Origin of the sequence: Pseudorhodoplanes sp., assembly GCF_046289595.1 — a bacterium.
In the GTDB taxonomy this organism is placed as follows: domain Bacteria; phylum Pseudomonadota; class Alphaproteobacteria; order Rhizobiales; family Xanthobacteraceae; genus Pseudorhodoplanes.
In genome coordinates, this window is the sequence record NZ_JBKBVB010000055.1 from 24,010 (window position 1) to 30,009 (window position 6,000).

At 63.8% G+C, this 6,000-nt stretch carries 8 protein-coding genes and 1 pseudogene; 4 read left to right on the plus strand and 5 right to left on the minus strand.

From position 1 onward, the window contains the following. Window positions 1-396 precede the first annotated feature (396 nt). From ACK41X_RS13040 to ACK41X_RS13050, 3 genes are all read left to right on the plus strand, one after another. On the plus strand, window positions 397-1,017 hold the full coding sequence (locus tag ACK41X_RS13040; protein WP_409723765.1) for a PAS domain-containing protein: 621 nt from the start codon (window positions 397-399) through the stop codon (window positions 1,015-1,017). 88 nt (window positions 1,018-1,105) lie between these two features. Beyond that, a complete protein-coding gene (locus tag ACK41X_RS13045; RefSeq protein WP_409723768.1) occupies window positions 1,106-1,738 on the plus strand; it encodes a PilZ domain-containing protein in 633 nt (210 codons plus the stop codon). A gap of 358 nt (window positions 1,739-2,096) precedes the next feature. Beyond that, entirely contained in the window at window positions 2,097-2,702 is a 606-nt protein-coding gene (locus ACK41X_RS13050) for a transglutaminase-like cysteine peptidase (RefSeq protein WP_409723784.1), read from the plus strand. Between the two features lie 440 nt (window positions 2,703-3,142). On the opposite strand, the gene ACK41X_RS13055 is transcribed toward ACK41X_RS13050, so the two are convergent. From ACK41X_RS13055 to ACK41X_RS13065, 3 genes are all read right to left on the minus strand, one after another. Continuing rightward, the gene (locus tag ACK41X_RS13055; protein ID WP_409723771.1) at window positions 3,143-3,397 is read right to left on the minus strand and encodes a hypothetical protein; all 255 of its coding nucleotides are present in this window, start codon (window positions 3,395-3,397) and stop codon (window positions 3,143-3,145) included. A 233-nt stretch (window positions 3,398-3,630) separates the two neighbouring features. Then, window positions 3,631-4,161 (minus strand): gamma carbonic anhydrase family protein, encoded by a 531-nt coding sequence (locus ACK41X_RS13060; RefSeq protein WP_409723773.1) that lies wholly within the window; start codon window positions 4,159-4,161, stop codon window positions 3,631-3,633. Between the two features lie 30 nt (window positions 4,162-4,191). Continuing rightward, complete coding sequence (locus tag ACK41X_RS13065) at window positions 4,192-4,518, minus strand: DUF6949 family protein (protein WP_409723776.1); 327 nt, start codon at window positions 4,516-4,518, stop codon at window positions 4,192-4,194. Window positions 4,519-4,691: 173 nt separating this feature from the next. Here ACK41X_RS13065 and ACK41X_RS13070 point away from each other — a divergent pair, with 173 nt between their 5' ends. After that, a complete protein-coding gene (locus ACK41X_RS13070) occupies window positions 4,692-5,429 on the plus strand; it encodes a hypothetical protein (RefSeq protein WP_409723778.1) in 738 nt (245 codons plus the stop codon). Window positions 5,430-5,492: 63 nt separating this feature from the next. Here the strand turns inward: ACK41X_RS13070 and ACK41X_RS13075 are convergent, their stop codons facing one another. After that, window positions 5,493-5,705, minus strand: coding sequence for a DUF3126 family protein (locus ACK41X_RS13075; protein ID WP_409723781.1), 213 nt, complete (start codon window positions 5,703-5,705; stop codon window positions 5,493-5,495). 175 nt (window positions 5,706-5,880) lie between these two features. Further along, window positions 5,881-6,000, minus strand: a pseudogene (locus ACK41X_RS13080) (serine O-acetyltransferase); the annotation flags it as partial.

Genomic DNA, 6,000 nt, shown 5'->3' on the forward strand with positions numbered 1-6,000 from the left:
CCGCCGGGGAACCGGATGTAGACCCCTCCGGGCGTTTCGTCTTGGTCGCCCGCCCGTCCGCGATATTCAAGTCAAATCGGCGAGCGCGTGAAAAAACGCCACGGCTGTCGCAAAAACACGATGGGGAGGGCCGCGTGCCCTCCCCATCCGTCGTCCCGGACGCCACGGGGCCTGTCGGCTTCCCGGTCACGTCCCCCTCTTCCGCGCATTTCAGTCTGGTTTGCAGGCGCTGCCTGCCGTCTGTCTCGGTCCTAACCCTAACGGTGCGTCGGCGTCGGGCAAGCGCAACCCGCCGGTAACCATAACGGCGGACCGCGCCGCCCTGCAGGCATGCCGCCTGCACCGCCGTCACGACCGATGTCTGAATGCGGGCCGAGTGTCCCAGTCCGGAACACATTGCCCGCCGTAACGAGACGAGCGGCACAGCAGACGATGAGGCAGCGAGAAACCCGCGCAGTCTTCGGCTATTGGGACGCCCTCCGGGGCAGCCGGCTGGCGCCCCTGCGCACCGAACTCGACCCCGGCGCGATCCGCTCCTGTCTTGCTCATACCTTCATTCTGGCCGTGGATTGCGCGAGCGGTCACCCGTTCCGGATTGCGGGCACCTCGATCTGCGCCTGGTTCGGGATCGAGCTCGTGCGGACGCCATTTGCGCGGCTGTTCGACGCGGCGTCTCAGCCGGCGCTGGATGAGGCCGTGCGCACCGTCACGAGCGGCATTGCGCCCTTCATTGCTCAAGTCGCCGGCGCGTCCGAGCGGCACAAGACGGATCTGGAAATGCTTTTGCTGCCGCTTTGCGGAAGTGGCGGGCAAGCCGATCGGATGCTGGGGGTCCTGACGCCCCTGCAGCCTGCTTATTGGCTCGGCAGCCACCCGCTGCGGGCGCTGTCGATGGTCCGGACGGGGCCCGACCGCCACGGGGCGACGATGGCCGGAGGCTGGCCTGCGGCTGCGGGCTCTGTCGGTCTGGATCGCCCCGTCAGACCCGGCCGGTTTCCACAAAATAATCACGGCTAACTCTGCGTTAACGCCGCGTCCCTAGGTTTAAGCGGCTGCGTTCCATAATGGACGACGCGGGCAAGGCGGATTTTGCAGCACCGGCATCATGGCAGCGCTACTTGGCAATCTGGCTCAGGCAGGCCCTCGCATTCTTCCCTATAGCGAAGAACGCCGCCGCTTCCAGCGGGTGAAAGTGAACCTGCTCGGGCGATACATGCTTGCCGACCGGCGCGAATTCCCCTGTCAGGTGATGAACATGTCACCCGGCGGCATGGCCGTCTTTGCGCCGGTCTTTCCGCAGATCGGCGAGCGCGTGATCGCCTATATCGACCATGTCGGGCGCCTGGAAGGCGTCTGTACGCGCCACCTCGACAGCGGCTTTGCCTCCACCATTGCCGCCACCTCGCGCAAACGCGACAAGCTTGCGGCCCAGCTGACCTGGCTCGCCAACCGTCATCTGCTGGCTTCGCCGGAGGACCGCCGTCACGGCCGTTTCGTCCCGCGCAATCCGATGACCATGCTGACGCTGCCCAACGGCCTCAATCTCGGCTGCCGCCTGATCGACGTGTCGCTGTCGGGAGCGGCGGTGGCGACCGACCAGCGCCCGGCGATCGGCGCCCTGGTGACGCTCGGCCGCGTCCAGGGCCGCGTGGTCCGTCACCTGGATGACGGCTTTGCCGTGGAATTCCTGCGGCTGCAACATCCGGACTTTCTGGAAGAGAGCGTCACCGCGGGGTAAATGCCCGCCGCGGCCGGCCGGCCGCGTTTACGGCGCGCCTGCAGCCGCGCATCCTGCCGCGCAGCCTCGGCGACGCCGATACGCAACCACGGCATTCACCATCTTCACCCCATCCTGCCTTGTGACGCCGCACCTCTCCGCTGTGCCGGCCGCCTGCAATTCACAAGGCGATCGATTCAATTTTAGCCGTTTTTGAGTCAACTGAGATTCGCATTCGTCCCGCACTTTAGTCGCTTTCGCCTCAAAAGCGCGCGCGTGACTTAGCGGCACAACAAAAGCTTTGTGCGAAGTGTGACCCAACGATAAGGGAAGGGGTCACCGCGTGCAACGAGTTCTGCTCAACATTCGCGTCGGCGTGATGCGCGAAGCTGTGCGGATTGCGGCGGCGGGCTGCATACTCGCATTCGCGAGCGCAGCCTCTGCAAATCCGCGTCCGCTTTTCGTTTCGGTCGGAGATGCATCGCGCCCGCCGATCGGATGGATCGAATTCTGCGCCGATAACCCGCGCGAATGCAATACCGCGCCGTCGATGCCGCGCGATGTCGTGATGACGCCCAAGGCCTGGAAGGATCTGGTGCGCGTCAACAAATGGGTCAACGACAATATCCGTCCCATGACCGACATGGATCAATGGGGTGTGGTCGAGAAATGGTCCTATCCCGACACCGGGCGCGGCGATTGCGAGGATTACGTTCTGCTGAAGCGGCGCATGCTGATCGAGGCTGGATGGCCGCGCGAAGCGCTTCTGATCACGGTCGTCCGCGAACGCAACGGCGACGGGCACGCCGTCCTGACCGTCAAGTCGGACAAAGGTGAGTTCATCCTCGACAACCAGAATCCCAATATTTTGCTCTGGTCCGACACCGACTACCGCTTCGTCAAGCGGCAATCCCAGCACGATCAGAATGTCTGGATTTCGCTCGGCGATCCGCGGCCGCTGTTTGCGACCGCAACGTCGCGCTGATGCCGACCTGAACAGGACACGAGACAACGAGAAACGCGATCCCGGTCACGTCCCCACCCCTCCCCGTCCCAGACCGGGCTCGCGGCGGCCGGCGCTCCCCCCAAGCGCCGGCCGCATCTGTTTTGCGGCATGCGAGCGGATGCGCAGCAAACGGATATCGGACAGAAGCGGACATCGTCCGCTGCGATCAGCGGCCGTCGACGAATTCAAAGCCGACGCGCGATTGCGGCTGCCAGACCAGCCGGCAGATGCGCCGCGTATAGTCGGGCATGATCAGCACGGAAAACCGCTTCGGCAGGACCGGCCGAATGCGAAGTCGCGGCAGACCCCGGCCTTTGACAGATTGACAATGGCGCAGCCGGCGATCGCCGCGACGCCGAAGCTGACAGCGCCGGTCTTGGACGCGGCGTCTCTCAGGGCCTTGCGCCGCGCGTGCATGGTCAGTCTTCGCGTCCGAAACGGATACCGGCGCGATAGTCCGATTGCCAGACCAGAAGACACGACCGCTGCGTGCCGTCCGGCGTAGTCGTCAGAACAAAGCGCTTCGGCAGGATGGTGCGCCGGTGCATGAACGAAAGTCCGGCGCCGTCACCGGAGGCATCGCGCATCACGCATTCGATGCCGCGGCCGGTACCGGCCCGCACGTTCCCCACGCCGTTGGTCCGCTCACGGGTTGTCTTGCGCCGCTCGTTCATCATGCGCCTCGACCAGATTTTCCGGCACGCTAGAGTCGTTTCGCTGTTCTTCGAATCGCGAAAAGACTCCAAGTTTGCCCTGACGCGTTTTCTTCACGCGAACCGGCGTCCACTTCGCTCGAAAACGCGATAAGGCGCTCGATCTAAATTCTAAATAAACTGCACGCACGAAAAATTCGCGGCGGCGTTCGGATATGGTTAACCACGATGCGTGCGCCGCGCAGGCCGGCGCATTATCCGATCCGCTTCAGCCCCTTGGCGTAATCGCGCGAGCGCCGGACATAGATGTCGGCGCCCGCCTTGATCTGGGCGGCCGCCTTTTCGTCGAGGTTGCGGATGACGCGCGCCGGCGCGCCAACGATCAGCGAATTGTCGGGAAAGCTCTTGCCTTCGGTGACGAGCGCACCCGCCCCGACCAGCGAATTGTTGCCGATCCGTGCACCGTTCAGGACGATCGCCCCCATCCCGATCAGGCTGTTGTTGCCGATGCTGCAGCCATGCAGCATCACCTTGTGACCGATCACGCAATCGGCGCCGATCGTCAGCGGGAAACCGGGGTCGGTATGCAGCGTGGCATTGTCCTGGATCTGCGAGCGCTCGCCAAGTTCGATCCATTCGTTGTCGCCGCGCAGCACCGCGCCGAACCACACGCTGGCATCGGTCCTGAGCCGCACCTTGCCCACCAGCACCGCCGTTTCCGCCACCCAATAGGCGTTATCGGCGGGAAATTCCGGGGCCTGGCCGTCGAGCGCATAGATTGGCATGGTCGCACTTTCACAAAGCGAGGGACGCGCTCAGCCGAGTCCGAGCGCCGCGACCGCCACCATAACGAATTTTCCCGACAACAGACTCCAGCATCCGGCGACCACGGTCGCGACCATGGCCGCAACGAAATTTTCAAGGCCCGGCCGTCTCAGCGCAATGGCGTCGCGAACGATGATGAAGGGGGCGGCGAAAACAAGAAACGGGACATGAGCCGCCGCTTTGGGACCGGTGCCGTCGCCGAAAATATTGAACGAGGCCGGCCGCGCGGTCAGCAGCTGATAGCCGGTGGCAAGCACGCCCGCGACCGAAAAGCCCAGGGTCAGAACATAAAGCGAATGCAGCGCGTCCGCGGACACCTTCAGAACTCCCGGCGGAGTGACAACGGCTTCATGTGACAAAGCGAACCGCGCCGCGCCAGCATTTGCTTAAAAAAGGGTAAACGGAGGCAAAATCATATTGGAAGGCGGGCCGCGGAGGCACGCCTATACTCATTTGTGATTCGCGAGATGACCGCGCAGGAACCACCGTCGTGGCGATCACCGACATACAGGCTGCGGCCCATCCAAAGCAGCGCCGCCCCCGCCGGAAAAAGCGGCCGCGGGGCCTCTTATGGCTGCCCATCGCAATCTTTACCGCGGGCGTTATCGGCGCCGTGTTTTGGGTAACCTATCTTCTGTGGCCGCGCTGGCCGGCTGCGGACATGGCGCTCGACGCGCCCGCGCTGCCGGTCACGGTGAATGGCGTGACTTTCAACATTCCCCCGGCGGCGATCCGCAACAAGGTCCAACGCAAGCCGGGCCGTCAGGAGCGCGTCGATCTTGTTTTCCTGTGGCCGTCACTTACCCCGCCGGATCCGGCCGGGAAAACCGGTCCATCGGCGATGCCCGGCACCATCGATCGTGTCTTCCTGACCGTTGCCGCCTATGGCAACAGCCTGCCGCCTCTGGAGCGCTTCAACACCATCTATCAACGCTATCTTGCGTCCAGCATCGAAACCACGCCCGCAGGCCTGACGCTTCGACCGTTTCAGGATGGCAGCCCCTATCAGGGGGAAGACATTCTCTATAACGACCGCAATCCGGCGCGCTTCATGGTCCGCTGCACGCGAGATGCGAGGGGCGGCGCCACCGGCCAGTGTCTGCTCGAGCGGCGCATTGAGGAGGTCGACATCACGGTCCGCTTCCCGCGGCCCTGGCTTTCGGACTGGACAGCGGTCGGCGACGGGGTCGACCGCCTGATCGCCCAACTGGCGGGATCACGGCGCTGAAATTTGCGAAATGCGCGGCCCTGCGCGTCTTGTGCCGGCGCATTGAAACGCCCGGGCCACCCGTCACGGCTCGAGATCGGTGTCCAGGATCGACATGTTGAAATTATAGGACTTGTCGCCGTCCTCATCGTCCAGGAACAGCACGCCGATGAATTCGTCGCCGATATAGACCTCGGCTGAATCGTCCTTCTTCGGCCGCGGCACCACCCGGATCTTCGGATTGTCGAACAGCCGTTTCAGATAGGTGTCGAGTTTCTTGATTTCCTGGACGTCCAATATCGCCCCCCTCACCCGCGGTTCACTTCGGACGGACGTAACCCTGATAATCCGGGTTGCGCTGTTGAAAGATTGCAGCCGCCCCGGAAGGATCACGCTTGAAAACGCAGGCGCGCGCCTCCGCGACGGCTCTCCTTACGTCAAGCAGCGGCCGGACGCAAAGCGGTTGCCGGTTTTAATTGCCGACGTCGAAAAGCATATCCATCCGCCGCGACGGCTCGGCGCAGCCTGCGGTACCGACAACGCGCGCGGGAACGCCCGCCACGGTCACGTTGTTCGGCACGGGCTTGATCAC